General features: G+C 39.6%; 18 protein-coding genes. 4 read left to right on the top strand and 14 right to left on the bottom strand.

Going from position 1 to position 18,628, the window contains the following annotated elements:
* Window positions 1-9 precede the first annotated feature (9 nt).
* The 14 genes from MT391_RS14315 to uraD all read right to left on the bottom strand — a co-directional run bounded on the left by MT391_RS14315 (window position 10) and on the right by uraD (window position 12,725).
* Window positions 10-768 (bottom strand): IclR family transcriptional regulator, encoded by a 759-nt coding sequence (locus tag MT391_RS14315; RefSeq protein WP_166368456.1) that lies wholly within the window; start codon window positions 766-768, stop codon window positions 10-12.
* Window positions 769-775: 7 nt separating this feature from the next.
* Complete coding sequence (locus MT391_RS14310; RefSeq protein ID WP_499439152.1) at window positions 776-1,420, bottom strand: 3-keto-L-gulonate-6-phosphate decarboxylase UlaD; 645 nt, start codon at window positions 1,418-1,420, stop codon at window positions 776-778.
* The gene (locus MT391_RS14305; RefSeq protein ID WP_499498686.1) at window positions 1,413-2,906 is read right to left on the bottom strand and encodes an FGGY-family carbohydrate kinase; all 1,494 of its coding nucleotides are present in this window, start codon (window positions 2,904-2,906) and stop codon (window positions 1,413-1,415) included. The genes MT391_RS14310 and MT391_RS14305 overlap by 8 nt, the downstream gene beginning before the upstream one ends.
* Window positions 2,906-3,397: a NanQ anomerase/TabA/YiaL family protein gene (locus tag MT391_RS14300; protein WP_499498684.1), complete on the bottom strand. Its 492-nt coding sequence runs from the start codon at window positions 3,395-3,397 to the stop codon at window positions 2,906-2,908. Before MT391_RS14300 ends, MT391_RS14305 begins: the two co-directional genes overlap by 1 nt.
* A 7-nt stretch (window positions 3,398-3,404) precedes the next feature.
* Window positions 3,405-4,217, bottom strand: coding sequence for a Cof-type HAD-IIB family hydrolase (locus MT391_RS14295; protein ID WP_166368462.1), 813 nt, complete (start codon window positions 4,215-4,217; stop codon window positions 3,405-3,407).
* 12 nt (window positions 4,218-4,229) lie between these two features.
* Entirely contained in the window at window positions 4,230-4,922 is a 693-nt protein-coding gene (locus MT391_RS14290) for an L-ribulose-5-phosphate 4-epimerase (protein ID WP_166368987.1), read from the bottom strand.
* A gap of 89 nt (window positions 4,923-5,011) precedes the next feature.
* Window positions 5,012-5,986, bottom strand: a complete 975-nt coding sequence (locus MT391_RS14285) for a TRAP transporter substrate-binding protein (RefSeq protein ID WP_166368464.1) — start codon at window positions 5,984-5,986, stop codon at window positions 5,012-5,014.
* Between the two features lie 19 nt (window positions 5,987-6,005).
* Complete coding sequence (locus MT391_RS14280) at window positions 6,006-7,286, bottom strand: TRAP transporter large permease subunit (protein WP_166368466.1); 1,281 nt, start codon at window positions 7,284-7,286, stop codon at window positions 6,006-6,008.
* A gap of 3 nt (window positions 7,287-7,289) precedes the next feature.
* On the bottom strand, window positions 7,290-7,775 hold the full coding sequence (locus MT391_RS14275; RefSeq protein ID WP_166368468.1) for a TRAP transporter small permease: 486 nt from the start codon (window positions 7,773-7,775) through the stop codon (window positions 7,290-7,292).
* Between the two features lie 25 nt (window positions 7,776-7,800).
* On the bottom strand, window positions 7,801-8,802 hold the full coding sequence (yiaK, locus tag MT391_RS14270; RefSeq protein WP_166368470.1) for a 3-dehydro-L-gulonate 2-dehydrogenase: 1,002 nt from the start codon (window positions 8,800-8,802) through the stop codon (window positions 7,801-7,803).
* A gap of 566 nt (window positions 8,803-9,368) precedes the next feature.
* Window positions 9,369-10,283 (bottom strand): homocysteine S-methyltransferase family protein, encoded by a 915-nt coding sequence (locus MT391_RS14265; RefSeq protein ID WP_499498682.1) that lies wholly within the window; start codon window positions 10,281-10,283, stop codon window positions 9,369-9,371.
* 283 nt (window positions 10,284-10,566) lie between these two features.
* Window positions 10,567-11,796, bottom strand: coding sequence for a urate hydroxylase PuuD (locus MT391_RS14260; RefSeq protein WP_499498680.1), 1,230 nt, complete (start codon window positions 11,794-11,796; stop codon window positions 10,567-10,569).
* A 69-nt stretch (window positions 11,797-11,865) separates the two neighbouring features.
* The gene (uraH, locus tag MT391_RS14255) at window positions 11,866-12,231 is read right to left on the bottom strand and encodes a hydroxyisourate hydrolase (protein WP_205962922.1); all 366 of its coding nucleotides are present in this window, start codon (window positions 12,229-12,231) and stop codon (window positions 11,866-11,868) included.
* Window positions 12,228-12,725, bottom strand: a complete 498-nt coding sequence (gene uraD / locus MT391_RS14250; RefSeq protein WP_499498678.1) for a 2-oxo-4-hydroxy-4-carboxy-5-ureidoimidazoline decarboxylase — start codon at window positions 12,723-12,725, stop codon at window positions 12,228-12,230. The genes uraH and uraD overlap by 4 nt, the downstream gene beginning before the upstream one ends.
* A 528-nt stretch (window positions 12,726-13,253) precedes the next feature.
* Between uraD and MT391_RS14245 the strand changes: the two genes are divergently transcribed.
* The 4 genes from MT391_RS14245 to MT391_RS14230 all read left to right on the top strand — a co-directional run bounded on the left by MT391_RS14245 (window position 13,254) and on the right by MT391_RS14230 (window position 18,543).
* Window positions 13,254-14,840, top strand: coding sequence for an ABC transporter ATP-binding protein (locus MT391_RS14245; protein WP_499498676.1), 1,587 nt, complete (start codon window positions 13,254-13,256; stop codon window positions 14,838-14,840).
* Window positions 14,833-15,921 carry an ABC transporter permease gene (locus MT391_RS14240; RefSeq protein WP_499498674.1) on the top strand — a complete coding sequence of 363 codons (1,089 nt, stop codon included), beginning with the start codon at window positions 14,833-14,835 and terminating at the stop codon, window positions 15,919-15,921. Before MT391_RS14245 ends, MT391_RS14240 begins: the two co-directional genes overlap by 8 nt.
* Window positions 15,922-15,943: 22 nt before the next feature.
* A complete protein-coding gene (locus tag MT391_RS14235) occupies window positions 15,944-16,870 on the top strand; it encodes an ABC transporter permease (protein ID WP_166368482.1) in 927 nt (308 codons plus the stop codon).
* A 1,100-nt stretch (window positions 16,871-17,970) separates the two neighbouring features.
* Entirely contained in the window at window positions 17,971-18,543 is a 573-nt protein-coding gene (locus MT391_RS14230) for an AbiU2 domain-containing protein (protein ID WP_499498672.1), read from the top strand.
* Window positions 18,544-18,628: the final 85 nt, after the last annotated feature.

Here is an 18,628-nt window from a genome sequence, read left to right as displayed (position 1 = left end):
ACTAGGTCCTTAGTAAAGTTGCTGCTCTATACGTGCAGTAAAGGATTGAATTTTTTGAGCTAAAATGGGGTAACTAATTTTCCTCATTTTAGGTGTTAAAGAGGAGACGCTCACCGCGTAAACAGGTTTTTGAAATTTATCAAAAACGGGTACCGCAACACAGGAAATACCAGCTTCATTTTCTTCATCATCGAGGGCATAACCTAATTTTTTAATATCATCTAAAGCAGTAAAGAACTGACCTTTATCTAGGATGGTGTTCTCGGTTAGCGGTTTCATGGTGCTAGCATTTCGTTGCCAGTAAGCTTCTCTGACCATGTCAGAGCTAAAGGCTAAATAACATTTTCCAGCCGCAGAGCAATACATTGGCGAGTGTAAGCCTACGTAAGTACGGGTTCTAAAAGACGCATTCTCAGGCTCAAACTTATCTTTAAAGACAATGTTATCAGCATCAAATGATAAGAAATTAACGGTCTCATTCACTTCACCTAATAACTCAGATAAATAGGGTTTTACTATGCCAGTCACGTCAGAATTCATTGCAGAATGGCCAAGGTGCACCAATTTCATGGTCAATCGGTACTCTTTACCTGAACTGAGTTGAGCAACATATCCTGCTTCTTCAAAGGTTGCCAAAATTCGATGAGCTGAGGATTTATTAAACCCAGTTCCTTCTGCAATTTTTTGTAGAGAAACGCCATTAGGGAACTGCCCTAAAAATTCTAAAACGACTAATGCTTTCGATAAGGATTTAATTTGCTCACTCATAATGTCATTACCAATATTTATTCATTTGACTATGGAAGCTATTAGCAATTTCAACACCGTTGCTACCCGCTAAAGCGCGACCAGCAATAAATGATTTAACTGATATATCCTGAAATAGATGTACGTCTTCAGGCACAATGCCACCGGTGATAGAAAGCGCAATACCAAGGTCTGATAGGCTTTTCATTTTTTTCAAATCTTCATCTGTCCAACTCACCCCAGCTAATTCAGCATCACGAGAGCGATGATAAATAGCTTGAGTAATACCCATTTCAACCCAATCTTTAGCATCATCTAATGTCCAATGGCCATAAAGCTCGATTTGCACTTCACCATTAAATTCATCGGTTACTTTTTTCGCAGAACGAATGGTTTCTATATGTGCAGCAGCGCTAACTGTTACCCAGTTAGCACCGGCTTGCATAGCTAAACGCGTTAGAATGGCGCTGGCATCGGTAATTTTCATGTCACAAACAATAATATGATCTGGGTATTTATTGCGTAATACTTGAACGCTATCCACACCATGAGCAAAGGCTAAAATCGTTCCTATTTCAATCACATCTAATTTTTCTGAAACATCTGCTACTGAAGCTATTGCCGTTTCTAGATCCGTTGCATCTAGGGCCATTTGTAATAAGGGTTTAGTCATTAATCTGTTCCTCAAATGTTTTAAATAGTTGAACTAATTGCTGATAGTGATGATATTTTTTATTCAAAGCTTGGTGGTTATCAACATTAGGCAGAATACGCTTGCTTTGACTGACAATATTATCCATGCACTCACGGCTTGATGAATACTCGCCAGCACCAACCATCGCAACAATAGCCGCCCCTAATGAACCGGTTTCATCTATGTCCGTTATCTCCACTTCCATACCAGTCAAGTCCGCTAACATTTGCATCCACGTATTATTAGAAGTAGGTCCGCCAGTCACTTTTAGTATTTTTGCTTGTGGGAATCTAGCTCTCATTCTTTCTAGGTGTATATTGTGACAGAACAATATACCTTCCCAGATTGCTTGAATAATATGCGCCTTAGTGTGGTGAGCCTGCAAACCATAAAAGCCAGATTTAAGGCCTAAACCTTGGTTAGAGCCATATAAGAATGGGACAAAATAAACACTACTCGATGCCACTTCCAAGTTAGCCACTAATGACTCATTGTGTTGATGCTGTAATTCCCCATCCGCACTTAAATATTCAGCAAACCATTCATAATTTCCCGCCGATGTAGGGCTTGCTTCATGAATAATATATTCACCTTCAACGGCATAATGTCCGTACACAAAATTATGTGTTGCTTGAGTTATTTCACGTGTAATGCCTGATGTTACCGCCCACGTTCCCATCACATAGTTTAATGCTTGTTCCGATGCATCAATACCCGAACACAATGCGGTAGAAACAACATCAAACAATCCACCAAAAACAGGTGTACCAGCAACTAAACCCGTTTCAAGCGCGACTTGCTCTGTAATGCTACCGGCTAATTGATCCGGTTGAATAATATTAGGTAGAGCATCCCAAACTTCTTCAATATCAAATAAGGTTAATAAATCCATATCATATTGACCGGTTTGAGCGTTAAAGAAATTACTCTCCGACATATTGGTTATTTCAGCACCCACCTCACCCGTGAAACGATATCGAATATAATCATGCGCCATCATGATCGCACCAATATTAGAATAAAGCTCAGGTTGATTGTCTTTTAACCAACGGATAATAGACACCGGGTGTCCAGTCCATAGCGTTTGCAGCGTTTTGCTGTAGATCTGATCTGGTAAACCTTGTTGTAACCATTCTTTAACAATGCTTAATGAGCGTGAGTCAGAAGACATAATGCCACGCCCTAAGTTGTGACCTTGCTTATCTAGTAGGTAAACGCCTTTTCCTTGCGCGGAAATACTAATGCCTTTAATATCTTCACGATTGATATCTGTGGTTGCTAATAACTCTTTGATCACAATAACCGCATCATCCCACAAACTATCAAGATCTCTTTCTACCCAACCCTGCTGTTCATTAATGACACTTGCAGAGGTTCTTGTTAAAGCAACTTGTACACCTTTACTATCGTATAAAGCAGCCTTCATAAAAGTGCCGCCAGAGTCTAAACCTATATAATAATTCATTATTTTATGTCCAATAAATCGTTATGGATCTTCACCACCAGCTTACGAACCATTTGCTGATCATCATCTTGGATGTTCGTAATGTGGACCACATTCGGTGTAAACAGATAAAAGCACCCAGGGATCGCTGCGATATAATTTAAATCGATACCTTGATATTCATAAAAAAGAATATCTCTGTCTGGGTTATAAGGCTGATTAATTTGATGTTTACCTGTATCTAATGCCCATGCCATCGTTTCTTGGCCTGTTAATACTATTTGTAAATCAGAATGGTATTGATGCACTTCCGGCTGTAAGTCGGTTAATGGTGATTTGTTATATTCTAGAAGTACAAACCACACTTTTTGATTATCTAAGTTGTTAAACTCATGTCGCCCCAGCGCTAATGAATGCAAGTCTAAAGCTGATAACTCATTCAATACATCATCAATGATCGCCGGATAGCTAGTTCTCATTGCACTGTTGTCAATATGTCCAATTAACATCATGTACCCTCTATAAAAATGTTTTTAATAGCAGCTGTGCAAGTGCACTTGGGTGGTCGTTATTCGAGGTGACGTGTTGCGCGTGTTGCTTAACCTCTGGCTCAGCGTTATCCATTGCTACGCCTAACCCTGCTAATTGCAGCATAGAAATATCATTATGATTATCACCAACCGCGACAATCTGATTTGCTTCAATCCCTAAGTTAAGCGCATATTGAGAGAGCGCATTACCTTTGCTATTACCTTTATTGGCAAAATCAACTCTATCTACCCAAGAGCGTTCACCATTAAAATTATTGTTAATAAAATCAGTCTGATTAAACGAGTCCACTTCACCGCCTTCAACAACAAACTTCCAAATATAATCTGTCTCTTGTAAGGCATCAGTAAAACTATCAACCTGTAAAATACTTGGCCTTTCGGCTACTGGATAGTTATTTGCCCACTGTGACAGTTTTTCCATATAAGCAACCGGTTGCTGTGTTGAATACAGCATTGAATCTCGGCTATACATCACCATTTTGAGGTTGAATTGTTTCGCAAGCTTAATGAAATCAAGTGCTTTTGACTTATCTATTGATTTTTCAGAGAGCACTTTTTTATTATGGTAATCGTAAATATAAGTACCGTTACAACAAATAATTGGCGTGCTTAGGCCTAACTCATGGTAATAAGGAGCAGCCGCCACATGATGACGTCCAGTCACAATAACAACATGGTGAACCTGTGAAATTTGTTGAATTGCCTGAACTAACTGAGCGCTAATTTTATGCTCTGAATTTAAAACAGTACCATCGAGATCCAACGCCAATAATTTATACATAAGCATGTGCCTTTATTTTTGACCGTAGTAAGAGTTTGCACCGTGTTTGCGAGAATAATGTTTATCTAATAACGCGGGATTAATCATAATCTCAGGATTTAATGCTCTAGTGCCAATCGCCATTGCAGATATTTCTTCTAATACAACCGCATTATGCACGGCATCAAAGGCATCTTTTCCCCATGAGAAAGGAGCGTGCCCAGCAATTACAACACCTGGAATTGCTTTTGGATCTAACTTGCGTTTAGCAAATTCTTCAATAATCACCGTACCTGTATTTTTTTCGTAATCATGCTCGATTTCAGCATCACTTAATTGTCGCGTACATGGAACATTGCCGTAAAAATAGTCTGCGTGTGTTGTCCCTAGCGCCGGGATATCGATGCCAGCTTGGGCCCAAATAGTTGCATTTCTAGAATGCGTATGAACAATGCCACCGATATTAGGGAAAGCTTTATAGAGTTCGATATGCGTTGCCGTATCACTAGAAGGGTTAAGCTCACCTTCAATTCGATTACCTTCTAAATCAATAATGACAATATGTTCTTCTGCCATTACATCATATTCAACACCCGATGGTTTAATCGCAATCACACCTTTTTCTCTATCGATTTCAGAGACATTACCCCAAGTAAAAGTCACTAGACCATACTTAGGAAGTTGTAAATTAGCCTCTAATACTCTTTTTTTTAATTCTTTATATATGCTCATACCCTGTGGCCCCTTTTTATCATTTACATTGATAAATACGCCACCTAGTCACACCCTTAACTAGATGACGTATATTTTCTTATCTATTTTGTAGCAGCTTGGATCTTGTTAATCATGTCATCGCCATTTGCTTCAATAAATGAAGCCCATACTGGCTTAACCACTTCTTGGAAAGCAGCACCATCAACATCACGGTTAACTTTCATACCATGCGATTCTAAATCAGCGATCATTTGATCTTCTTTAGCAATACTAAGCTTACGTTGCATATCAACGGCTTCTTTAGAAACTTCTGTTATGATTTTTTGATTTTCAGCACTTAATTTATTGAATTTTTTCAAGTTCATAGTCAATACTAAAGGCGAGTAAGCGTGTTGCGTCATGCTTAAGTATTTTTGAACTTCATAAAATTTAAATGACAATGTCACGCCAATTGGATGGTCTTGTGCATCAACAACACCTGTTTCTAATGCGCTGTAAAGTTCAGCAACAGGGATTTGTTGTGGATTGGCTTTAAGCTCATTAAACATATCATTCAATGCTTTCGAACCATTTACTCGCATTTGTAAGCCTTCAAGATCTGCTGGTGTGCGAATTGGTTGACGGCTGTTAGTAACATTACGGTATCCACTTTCAGGATAACCTAAACCTTTAATACCGAATTTTTCCATTGAAACTAATACTTCTTTACCAGGTGCGCCATCAAGTGCTGTATAAGCAGATTCGCGGGTAGGAAATATAAACGGAAGAGTAAAAGCCGATGATTCAGGTAAGAAACCAGAGTAGTTATTTACACCTACCATGGAGAAATCTAGAATCCCTGAGCGAGTACCGTCGATCATTTGTTTATCGTTACCTAACTGTCCCTGTGGGAAGATATTAATTTTAATATCGCCATTGGTACGAGCCTCTACTTCTTTTTTAAAGAATAAGGACATGTCTTGTTGTAAATCAGATTCAGGCGCAGCATGAGCCAGTTTTAATGTCGTTTGTGCCGACACTGATGAACAAAAAGCAATCGTCGATGCAATCCCTACTATTTTAAAAAATGTTTTCATTTTCTTCTCCTTGGGTAGTTTAACCAATGACAAAAGCCATCGGGACAGTAATAATACTTGGAAATATTACAAATAAAGTTAACAGAATCATGTACGCACCAATAAAAGGTAACACCCCTTTTACCGCGGTAGACATGGGTACTTTAGCCACACCACACACCACGTTTAAAACGGTGCCAACAGGTGGAGTGATTAAACCTATAGAACAGTTAATAACAAACATCAAACCAAAATAAGTGACGTCAATACCCGCCATTTTAACAATCGGCATCAGTAATGGTACGAGGATCAAAATCGTCGGACTAAGATCCATTACCATACCCACACACAATACCAATAACATGATCACAGCCATCAATAAGCGAGGGCTATCAACCAGTGGACCTAACATGCCAGCAAGTTGTTGTGGTAATTGCGCAACAGTAATCAACCAAGCCGCAACCATTGCACATCCCACCAAGAACATAACCATGGCAGTTGAACGCCCCGCAGTTAATAAGATGTTATAAAAATCTCTTAAGGATATTTCACGGTAGATGACACTTGATACAAAAATGGCGTAAACAGCAGCAACCACAGCCGCTTCTGTTGGTGTAAAAATACCAAAACGTATACCGCCAATAATAATGAATGGTAAGAACAACGCCCAAATACCATCTTTTAGTGCTGCACGTCTCTCTGCTTTTGATGCTTTCTCTTTGACTTCTAAATCTTCTTTTCTAACTAATAAGCTCCATACAAACATGAGCGTTAAGCCCATTAACAAACCAGGTACGATACCGCCTAAGAAAAGGTTTTTAATAGAAATACCGCCTGCAACACCCACTAAAATCAGTGGTAGTGAAGGGGGAATAACAGGGGCGATAATGCCACCGGAAGCGAGCAAGCCCATTGATGAACCTTCAGGGTATTTAGCTGCTTTCATCATAGGATATAAAATACTAACCAATGCCGCCGCATCTGCTACTGCTGAGCCAGATAAACCCGCCAGTAATACCGAAGTTAAGATTGCTACGTAACCTAAGCCACCTTTACGATGCCCAACATAGGTGGTTGCTAATCTCACAATTCTTTTAGACAGACCACCTGCAGACATCACCTCACCAGCGACTAAAAAGAATGGAATAGCTAATAATGTGAAACTATCTACGCCATTAATAAGGCCTTGAGCAAGAATATCCGCACTGAAGAGATCTAAATGGAACATCAGTGCTATTGATGACAATAGCAATGCAAATGCAACCGGAAGACCTAACAGAATTGAGATAATCAATACCGATAAAAATATTGCTAAAACCATTATTTATTCTCCATTCTCTTTATGATCGAGCAACCAATCTGGATTAATAATCCGTACCAAAGCAATCACTCCCATCAGCCCGCCAGAAATAACACCCGCGAGATAAAATAGTGCAGATGGTAGCCCCGTCAGTTGAGAAATATCTCCCCAATTAGCCATCATTTGATTGAATGAACCTAGGTATAACATGCTAACTGACACTAAAATGACAGCCCAACATAGGCGTCTTAATATGGGCACGAACTTGGGAAACAATTTCTCGGAAAATTCACTCACAGCAAGGTGCTCACCGCGGCGCAGCACAACGACTGCACCTAACATGACAACCCAAACAAGGCCTAGACGAGAAAGTTCCACGGAAGGACGTAGACCTGAGGAAAATCCATAACGTAAAACAACATTAGTAAAGACAAGCACAATCATAAAAGACAAAACGGCTGCCATTAAAATATCGATACAGTTCCAGATCCACTTAAATACACTTCGCATAAAGTTCTCCTAATCTAGCGCTCAATTACAAGGCTGTGATTTGATTCCAAATCTCATCGTGAATCTCGATGCCACCGGCTTTTTCATGCTTATCGATGAAGTTCTGCATTTCTGAACCAGCAATCATTACAGATCCTGTTTCAGCAGGCTCAGACGCTAATACATAATCACGAATACGTTTCATCTCACGAGCAAATTGGTCTTTTTCCATAGTTCTGCTCAAATCAATCGCAATCAAGAATTGAGATACGCCAAATTCGCCGCCCATATCTTCAGTAAGAGCAGGAACAGAGTTACCACCAGTGATTGCCGTTAACATCATGTCTAATACGATAGACATCGACGAACCTTTCCAAAATCCCATTGGTAATAAACGTTTGTTTTCCCATAAGATATGCGGGTCAGTCGTTAACTCACCATTATCATCAAAACCACCAACAACAGGTAATTGCTTATCAGCTAATACATAGTTTTGTAATTGACCGTAAGAGAATTGGCTCATTGAGCAATCAACAACTACAGGTGGATCGCCGGCAATTGCCATAATAAGCGGATTAGAACCAACACGATGATCTTTACCACCCCAAGCAGGCATAACAGCAATTGAGTTAGTTGATGCAATACCAGCAAATCCTTGTCTCGCCATTTTTAATACATAAGCACCACCACGCATCCAATGGTTAGAATTACGCATACCAACCATGCCAATACCATGTTCGCGTGCTAATTCCATTGCTCGTTCAGAACAAATCAAACCATTCAAAACACCGGGTCCAAAATTACAATCCCATTGCTCAAGCGCGCCCATACTGTTAACACATTTAGGCACTTCATTAAGTTTGATTTGGCCTTTATCTACTTGATCAATAAAAACAGGAAAGCGATTAATACCATGAGAATAAGTGCCTTCGTTAGCCATCTCTACAAAGCCAGCGGCTAGTTTTGTAGCCATTTCGCCATCCATATCTCTCGCTAATAAAATGCGTTCGTATTCTTCTTGTAATCTTTTAATTGCTACTAATGCCATCTTGACCTCCAGTTATGAATTCCACAATACGGAATTAATACTAACCAAGATTCCATTTTATTCACTATTTTATGGCTTGTTTTTAGACACAAAGCACACAAAAATTTATAAGCAACTGTTTTAAAAGGATTTAAAATAAATTTGAAGGAGATCGTATAAATAGAGATTAAAAGAGATGGTTTTATAAAAATTTGAAATGAATCACTTTTTTATTGCTGGAAATAGAGTTTCACCTGTCATTACATAGTGAGATAGTGAGACAAAAAATATAGGAAAAGCGTAAAGATGAAAAACAAGGAGTAGTTATCGTGGATAAGAGAAAATCGCGCAATGCCGCAATGATTTTTGTGGCACCCATTGATGCCACAGAATAAATTAATGACCAATTAATGGGTTTTATTATACCTACCCCGTTAGTTTAATAATCGAATATTATGCAGGAAAAAGGAGCTAGTTTAAGGCAAAAGTGACCGTAAATGGTTACTCCCTTTACAAAACTTTTAACGCGAAAATAGTTCCTTTTAACCAATAAGATTGATCAGTTACTTAGCAGAGTTGGTATTAGCTTAAGCTGCTTCGATACTATCTCTCCACTCAGCCAGCACTTGAATATGATCAGGTCTGATACCACAGCATCCACCGATAATATTGGCCCCTAGCTCATACCATTTTTTAGCAAATTCGAGATAGGCTTCAGGGGATAACTCACGGTAAGCTTGCACACCTTCATTGGCTTTATAATCGCTAGCGATCGGTGTAAAGCTATTAGCAAACACACCGATGTTGGCCTGTATGTTATGCACAGATAAAGCTTGGTTAGTATCTGCTATTGCCTGCTCTATTACCTCTGGAATAGAGCAGTTAAAGAAAATACCGTCAATATTTTCATTAAAACTGCCATCAAGGATAATGTTAATAGCTTCTGTAACAGACTCGCCAGATCTTAATCTAGCAACTTGTTCAATTTCATCGCTTAATGTGAATGCATAGTGACAAGGTTTTGTTGAATGCTTAAGTACATTTGACATAACCTGTGCTTCTTCAATACTTGAGATGGTTTCAGCCAACCAGATATCTACATGTTCATCTTGCGCGTTAAATAAAGTGCTTAAAATATCAAAGGCACCTTCGCTTTCAAATAAATCTGGACGGTAAGATCCAAAAGCAGGCGGTAAAGATCCAGCCACTAAAACCTCATGTTTAGCGCCTTTTGCAACGTCTTTAGCAATCACTGCAGCTTGTGTGGCTAATGCACTACCTTGTTGTTGATACAATGTTTCACCGAGATGAAAAGGTACACAGGCATAGCTATTAACCGTAATAATTTCAGCACCTGCATCAATGTATCCTTGGTGTGCTTGCGTTACATAATGTGGGGCTTCTAGCAGTGCTTGTGCACTCCACAATGGTTGTGAGAACGGTGCGCCAATACGCTTAAGTTCGCGTCCCATGCCACCATCTAATATAGTTAATTTTTTCATTAATGGACTTCTATACGTCTAAAAGATATGTCCTTATTTAAACATATTTAGACAAAAATCATAATGAAACTTACGCTGGATGAAGATGAGAAAAATTCAATGTAGCGGGATAGGTTAAAAGCACTCAAGATAAGTGCTTTATTTCATACGTTATTCAAGATTTTATTCAGTACGTTATAACCAAGACATTTACAAATAGAAGCAGCACTAGCCGATGATCAGCCAGCGTGAACGAGGAGCCCTAACATCTTAAACAGGGCTCATCTTGAACGTTAAATTTTAATCACTGCTTGGCTTTCTTCAGGCGATAATTTTCAATCCATCTACCCAAAGTTTCACGTTCCTCTGCTGTGATCTTAGTTAAATTAGCTAAAGGCATGTCTTGGTTTAACACCGCATGCGAATAGATCTTTTCATGTTGGATTTCCACAGCTTGCATTGAATCAAGCGTAAACCCTAACGGCGCGCTAGCAAACATCGTTGAAGTCGGTGTTGCACTGTGACACTCAGTACAATGCTTTTCTACAATAGACCAAGCTTGCGCATCTGAAACTTGCGCTATATCGGTTGTTTCTGCTCCCGTTGCAACAACTCTCGGCGCAAAACTATCCCAAGGTGCAATCGCCAACATCAATGCAAAAAATGCAGCAATACCACTGATTAACACAGAAGGTTTATTAATATGGCGATGTTTAAGATTAAAATAATGTCTGATCCACATACCAATCACGATAAAGGCGATTAACACTAACCAACCATACTGATGCGTATAAGTATGTGAAAAATGATTACTTAGCATAATGAAAATAATCGGCAGGGTTGCGTAGTTATTATGAATTGAACACAACTTTGCTTTTAAACCTACAGCCGGATCAGGAATGCGCCCTGCTTCTACTTCTTTAACGAGATAACGCTGACCAGGCATGATGATATGATAAACATTACCCGCCATACAGGTACCAATTAATGCACCGATATGAATATAAACCGCTTTATCAGCAAACAATTGGTCAAAACCCCAAGCCCATAATGCTAACAACAGCACCATAGCTACCGCAAATAACAAACCGTTTTTAACCAAAGGCGAATTACATAATAGGCGATAAATAATATAACCTACCGCGATACTACCCAGTGATGTTGCAATCGCCGCCAGTTTACTTAATTCACTTTTACTACCATCTAATAGGTTTACATCTGCGCCAACGTAATACAGCAAACTAAATAACAAACCACCGGTGATCCAAGTTGTATAAGCTTCCCATTTAAACCAATGTAAAGTGGTTGGCATGTGCTCGGGCCCATTTTTATATTTAGCCACCTCGTAAAAACCACCGCCATGAATAGCCCACAAGTCACCACTGATACCTTTATCTGCTTTTACTTTTGGGGGCGTTTCTAAGCTGTTATCTAACCAAGCAAAATAGAAGGAAGCCCCAATCCATGCGATGCCCGCAATTACATGAAAATAACGCAATACTAAATGCGCGACCTCAATTAAGTAATTTTCCATAATCTATATCGTCCTTTTTATTCTTATTTTTAGGTAACTGTTTTTTAGGATCTGTAAAATAAATACTTACTAGCTACCACGGTATGTGGAATAACTATAAGGGGAGAGCAAGAGAGGCACATGATGGTGCTTACTGTCCTGCACTTTAAAACAGATTTCAGCGCTAGGATAAAAGGCATCAATACCTTGCTTCTGCCAATAAGCATCCAGCTCAAATACGATTTTATAGGTCGAAAAAAGATCCTCTGGCTGTTTATCTTGATACCAACTGTTATCCAACCAATCATCAATGCGTCCATCTTCATTAGTCACAGCAGCAGACAATAACTGCCAAGTTTGCTCATTTAAAACAAAAAGCTGAATGGCTATATCCGCTGCCGGTTTACCCAGTGCAGTATTAAGTATGTGTGTGGTTATTGGGTTTTTATTGATCATAATTGTTCCAACCTAATTTGCGTTATTTTGGCCTGTTCTTGACTGGCTATTGTGAGTTCAGTTTGACGATCGTTACCGATCCTTGATTGAATAATCGCTAACATTTGTTGTGCACTTTTCCCCGATGCACACACAATAAAAATAAAACCAAACTTGGCTAAGTAAGCTTTATTTAAGTCCAGCATCTCCTCAAGCAGTGTTTGTTCTGCCACTGACATACCAGACTGCTCATGACTTGCACTGCCAGAAGTGCTGGCATATTTTTCATGTAGAGTCGCTAAATTACCTATTTGCGGATGTCCGGTAAAAGCAGTTAGATAATCCTGCTCAGATAATTGCAGAAATATGCGTTGTGATGCCGCTAATAATGCACTCATATTCTTGAATGGACGCTCTGCAACCATGCTATTAATCCAGTTTGGCGCGCAACAGCAGTGCTCAAAAAGATCATAAGCTTGCTCTGCACTGGCATTATTTATTTTATCCAAACTCATCTAACTTCCTTTTTCATCTCGGTAAGATTGACAATAAACCTCATTATATAAAAACACTATTCTGCTGTTCGTTAAACGCTGTTGATGATCCGTTACAGCAACAAATAGTAATACTCATCAACTACAAATCGTTAATCGATTACTGTTTTAATCGAAGCCCTGTAATGGTGCAAAAGAGAAAATAATGTCCACTATTGGTGCTTATAAAATTATTTTAAGAGCTGACTTGTTAGGTTTAAAAAACCATTAAAAACGCATTTAAAAACATAAAATCATTTATTTATTAGCATCTTAAGCACTTTATAAAATATCACTTACGGGCATTCAGCCAATAGATTTTTAATAACTGGTAAGGTTATTGCTAATATCATACCAACTTTGACCAATTGGACAGGTTACAGTGTAAACCAGTATTAATAAGGCTATTTCGATGGGCATTCTGATGGTTATAGAACAACCAAAATGCTCCTTTATTAAAAGCTGTTTTTAAAAGACACAGTAATCATTGTAATTAAAAGGGATTTATTAATGAGCAATGTTAAACGCTTGGCAATGCAGGGGATAACCAAAGAATATCCAGGCTGTAAAGCCAACGATCAAGTCTTTCTAGATATAGAGCATGGCGAAATTCATGCCCTATTGGGAGAGAATGGTGCGGGGAAAAGCACCTTAATGAAAATGTTATACGGCGTAGTTAAACCCGATGCTGGCAGCATTATTTGGAATGGCTCACCTGTTTCGATAGATCAACCTGCGATTGCACGTGGTTTAGGTATTGGCATGGTTTTTCAACATTTTTCATTATTTGAAACCTTAACCGTGACTGAAAATATAGCACTCGTATTAGGTGACCAAGCAGGCCACCTCAAGACATTAGCGCATCGTATCAAAGCAACGTCTGAGCGCTATGGTATGCCCTTAGATCCCGAGCGCCGTATTTCTAGTTTATCCACAGGTGAACGCCAACGTGTTGAAATCGTGCGTTGTTTATTATTAGATTTACAACTACTCATTTTAGATGAGCCCACCTCTGTATTAACCCCACAGGAAGTACAGGACCTATTTAAAACCTTAAAAAAACTCACTAAAGAAGGCTGCTCAGTACTGTTTATTAGCCATAAATTACATGAAGTCACTGAGCTATGTGACAGCGCAACCATCCTTAGAGCAGGTAAAGTAACTGGTCATTGCATCCCTAAGAATGAAACCTCCGAGTCCATCGCACGCATGATGGTAGGCGACGATATAGCGATCAGTAATGAATGTAAACGCGCTCTAGGCGGTGATGTTTTTGCCAGTATTGAAGGCTTGTCTACACAGTCAATCGGGCAATTTGATATTGCACTTAAAAATATTAATTTACAGGTTAAACAGGGCGAAATTGTAGGTATTGCAGGAATAGCAGGCAATGGACAAGAAGAGTTATTAAAAGCCTTATCCGGTGAAGAGATCCACCGTAATTCACAAGCAATAAAGTTTGCTGGTCAATTTGTTGATCAACTCAGTCCATTAAAGCGTCGTCGTTTAGGGTTAGCTTTTGTGCCAGAGGACCGCCTAGGCCGAGGTGCTGTTCCTGATTTAGACTTATGCGATAACGCACTACTGACCAGCTTTGATTCAGGCTTAGTGCAAAATGGCTTCTTAAAAAAATCTAAAATTGTGCAGTTAGCAGACAAAATAATTAAACAATATAAAGTAAAAACGCCGGGTAACCACACTAGCGCGGCAAGCTTATCTGGCGGCAACCTACAAAAATTCATTGTTGGGCGAGAAATAGATCAAGAGCCAAAATTTTTATTAATGTCGCACCCAACTTGGGGAGTTGATATTGGAGCCCAAGTCGCTATTCACGATGCAATTTTACAGTTAAGAGACCGTGGCTGTGCAATTTTGATTATTTCCGAAGATTTAGACGAGTTATATAAAATCAGTGACCGCTTAGGTGCTATCTGTGACGGTAGCGTATCAGACTTTTTAGTACCGGAAGTATTACCGTTAGTTAAGTTAGGACAATGGATGGCCGGTGATTTTGGACCAAGTACAGAGCCAGAGCCAAAGACAGCAACAACCGCGGCGACAAAAACAGTGGAAATAGGAGCAACAAGTCATGATTAAGTTAACCCCTCGCGCGCAAGCTTCGGCAAAGTGGGGTTACCTATCCCCTGTATTGGCCGTTTTTTTAACCCTGATTGCAGCCACCGTATTATTCTGGGGATTAGGAAAAGATCCACAACTCGCGCTGTATACCTTTTTTATAAGCCCTATCGAAAATTGGTATGGCATTACAGAATTACTAGTTGTCGCAATCCCTATTTTACTCTGCGCCTATGGGTTGGCCTTATGTTATCGCGCTTCAATATGGAATATCGGGGCAGAAGGACAATTATTATTAGGTGCAGTGGTTGCCACCACCATGGCCTTACAATTTGTTGATTCAGATAGCTTCTGGGCAATGCCCTTAGTTTTACTGGCAGGTATGGTTGGCGGTATGCTTTGTTCGGGCATCTCAGCGTTCCTCAACTTGCGTTTAAATTGTAACGAAACGCTAGTGACCATCATGATGAACTACATCGCGCTTAATACTCTTTTGTGGGCGGTCTATGGCCCTTTAAAAGATCCGAGCGGATATAACTTTCCTGAAAGTGCCCTATTTGGAGACAGCTCTTTATTACCTATTTTATTTGAAGGAACACGCCTACATTTTGGTTTGTTATTGGTCATCTTAGCCTTGGTTATTGTTTGGATATTTATGAGCAAAACTTTTCTAGGTTTCCAAATCAAAGTACTAGGGTTGGATAAACCAGCCGCTCGCATGGCAGGGTTTAAAGAGAAAAAATTAGCTGCGATGGTGTTTTTGGTTTCAGGTGCATTAGCAGGGCTTGCCGGCGCAGTCATTGTCACCGGTTCAACGGGCCAATTAATCCCCGCTATCTCTCCCGGATACGGTTATTCGGCGATTATTGTTGCCTTTTTAGGGCGTTTGCACCCAGTGGGAATTACCCTAGCAGGGTTATTAATTGCCTTAATATTTATGGGCGGGGAAATGTCACAAATGGTATTGCAATTACCTAGAGCAATCACAGGTATTTTACAGGGACTGATCTTATTTTTCTTGCTCTCCTGTGATGTGCTGATCCGTTACCGTATCGTATTCACCGTTAAGTTACCTGGTTTCACAGCAGCTGCTAAACATTAAAGATTATTAAGGAGATCAACAAATGGATATTGATTTAGTTACCAATATTTTATACGCCATGATCATGACCGGTACGCCGCTATTATTGGTTGCGTTAGGTGAAATGGTATGTGAAAAAAGTGGCGTGCTCAATTTAGGTCAAGAAGGCATGATGCTGATGGGCGCAGTTGCAGGCTTTATTGCCATGTACCACACGGATAATCACTTTATTGGTTTTATCGCGGCGATCTTAGTTGGTATTGCGATGTCACTTTTATTTGCCTTCATTGCATTAAATTTAAATGCAAATCAAGTGGCAGCCGGCCTAGCGCTAACTATCTTCGGCACTGGTTTATCCGCTTTTTTAGGCAACGATTATGAGGGCAAGCAAATAGCCGTGTTACCTTCATTATCTATCGATGCATTACAAAGCATTCCATTAATAGGTAAGCCGCTATTCGGACAAAATGCGATTGTATATTTAAGCTGGATATTGGTCATTGTGGTGTATTTATTCTTCCGTTATCACCGCCAAGGTTTATCGGTAAGAGCGGTTGGCGAAGACCCAAGCGTTGCTAGCAACTTAGGACTACCGGTAATGTTCATTCGTTATTTATCGGTTATTTTTGGTGGTGCAATGGCCGGTTTAGCAGGTGGTTACTTATCCATTGCTTATACTCCCATGTGGACAGAGGGCATGGTATCAGGCAAGGGGTGGATTGCATTAACCTTGGTTGTGTTTGCGAGCTGGCGAATAGAACGTATTATTTTAGGCGCCTACTTATTCGGTTTTGCAAGCATTATGCACCTTGTTGCACAGGGGTTAAATTGGGATGTTTCTTCTAATTTATTAGCGATGATGCCTTATGTTGCGACATTAGTGGTGTTGGTGATGTTGAGTCGTGACAAGCAACGATTGAAGTTGTTTGAGCCGATGGCATTAGGGAAACCATGGCATAGGAGTAGTTAACCTCGCGAGGTTGCCATCGCTTATTTGGATTTGCTATGAGTTGGGTTCGACTACGCTCATCAGGTCAGTGTGATTAATTGCGTGCTTTGGATGGGGTTGCTTTGAGTTTGGTTCGTCTGCGCTCATCCGGTCAGTGCGATTAATTGCGTGCTTTGGATGGGGTTGCTTTGAGTTGGGTTCGTCTGCGCTCATCCGGTCTGTTTGATTAATTATATGCTTTGGTATTTCGCCCTTGCGGCGACTTTACTTTCTCTTGGTCAGAAGAGAAACCAGTACCCAGAGAAGTCAAAGAGACTGACACCGAATCGTTTTCTGATCCGAATCATCAATGGCTTTTATAACGCACCGGCTCTTACGGCACATCCATGTGCCAAACGAGCCTAATCCAAACATCCTGTTTGGCTTTGCTAAAAGCCATTGATGATTTGGGAAAACTCAACGGTGGGATTGTTCATCCACAATGAGCAATGTTTTTATGCTTAGCTTAAGCTTACATTCTCGTTCCCATGCTCCGCGTGGAAATGCAGTTTTTAGTTTGCTTTGAGTTAGGGTTCGTCTACGCTCATCCAGTCTGGTTGGTGCTTCTTTACAGTGGTTTCGCCCTGTCGGCGACACGTCTTTCTTTTAGCAGAAAAGAAACCAGCACCCAGAAAAGTCAAAGAAACTGACACCGTTGAGTTTTCTGATCCAAATAATAAATGGTTTTTATAACGCACCGGCTCTTACGGCACATCCATGTGCCAAACGAGCCTAATCCAAACATCCTGTTTGGCTTTGCTAAAAGCCATTGATGATTTGGGAAAACTCAACGGTGGGATTTATTTTCCATGATGGGCAATGTTAACTGCTTAATTTATTCAGCATGACAAAACTATAATCTATTTTCACATAATCTATTTAGTTCTGCATTTCCGCCATAAATGTGGGATTATTCTGTCTATCTACATGACTAAGGTTTCAGTTTTATTTTTAACTTGTTGATTAGTTTATTCAGCTTGTTATTCTAACATCAAATTTAAATAAATAATTGCGTTCTATCTATCCACCGGAAATACAGAATAGTTCTGCTTAATTACGCTGTTATATGCAAAGGAAACTTTATGAGTTCTGAATATATCGAAAAAATGCAGAGAGTGATTGCTGATCTGGCAACCGAATTCACTTTGTATAATCAGTTATTTGTAAATCCAAATGCTATCGAATTATTAAATAAAACTGCTCCAATGGTTTTCTCTAGTTATCAGCGTTCTCTATTGAATACTATTTATATGGGAATTTCTCGAATCTTAGATCCCGCTAAGAATGGTAGAGGAAACGATTCTAATTTATCTTTCAAATTTTTGGTTGAAGAATTAGCACTTACCGATCATAAAGAGTTGTCAGAACTATTAGCTAATACACTTGAAACTTTTACTTCTACAGGGTTAAAAAAATACCGCAATAAGGTTATGTCTCATAATGACTTACGAACCATCAATAATAAAACTCAACATTTATCTCTTAACTATGATGGTCTTACTTTACTTATGAAACAGCTTTGGCAGTTGTTAGATATGATCAGGTATGCAGTTGGTGAAACTGATGTTCTGATGACAACAGGAACAGAAATCATTATGTATGATGACGGGGATAGTCTTTTAGGTAATTTGCGTGAATTGCATATAACAAGCTAATAAACTCGGACGCATAACGGTTGTCATCGTTTTTGCAAAAGAAAAGGCGCAAAAACAATACCAACCTACGCGCCAGTTATTAGGG

Origin of the sequence: Vibrio sp. 1-Bac 57, from assembly GCF_037546855.1 — a bacterium.
Lineage (GTDB): Bacteria > Pseudomonadota > Gammaproteobacteria > Enterobacterales > Psychromonadaceae > Psychromonas.
Note: the sequence above shows the minus strand (reverse complement) of the source record. Positions and strands in the feature narration are given on the sequence as shown.